This is a genomic window from Candidatus Poseidoniia archaeon (assembly GCA_030748895.1).
In the GTDB taxonomy this organism is placed as follows: Archaea; Thermoplasmatota; Poseidoniia; order MGIII; family CG-Epi1; genus UBA8886.
The window spans coordinates 1-541 of the sequence record JASMLC010000063.1 but is presented as its reverse complement, the minus strand read 5'-3'; the positions used below and the strand labels follow the sequence as shown (position 1 = coordinate 541).

General features: G+C 42.3%; 2 protein-coding genes. Both read left to right on the top strand.

Annotation, left to right across the window (positions count from 1 at the left end; translation table 11 throughout):
* A partial coding sequence (locus QGG57_07120; GenBank protein ID MDP7007924.1) for a methylmalonyl-CoA mutase family protein occupies window positions 1–234 on the top strand: 234 nt, incomplete at its 5' end.
* Between the two features lie 6 nt (window positions 235–240).
* Window positions 241–541: CoA transferase (locus QGG57_07115; GenBank protein ID MDP7007923.1), on the top strand; the 301-nt coding region annotated here is incomplete at its 3' end.

Genomic DNA, 541 nt, shown 5'->3' with positions numbered 1-541 from the left:
AAATACAATGCAGATGCAGCAAACTATCAAATTGAAAAACTGCAACAAATCAAAGCAAAACGAAATGAAGAACAAGTTCAATCCTGTCTTGAAAAACTAAAAGCTGATTGTATGCAGAACGTGAACCTAATGCCCACGGTTATTGAAGCAGTTAAAGCCTATACCACCGTAGGTGAAATCATCCATGTAATGAAGGATGTTTACGGTGAATATGAAGAACCTATTTTCTTTTAGAGACCGTTGATTCCAGGGAAAACAATATTATCCCTCGAGCAGGCGCTTACACTCCCCTACGCCACACAGCGTTTTGTCCAGTTGGGCTGGCGGGTCATCCGCATAGAATCTCCGGGGAAACCAGGACAGGAAAATCCCGGTGACCCGAATCGTTATATCGGCGAGGATACGGGAGAGAATGATTTACATGCCTATTACCTTGCTCCAAATGTAGGGAAAGAGGCCATCACGATTAATCTCCAAAAACCGGCAGGGCAGGCCTTGTTAAAACAAATTATTCAGGAATTGAACATTGATGTGTTTTTAT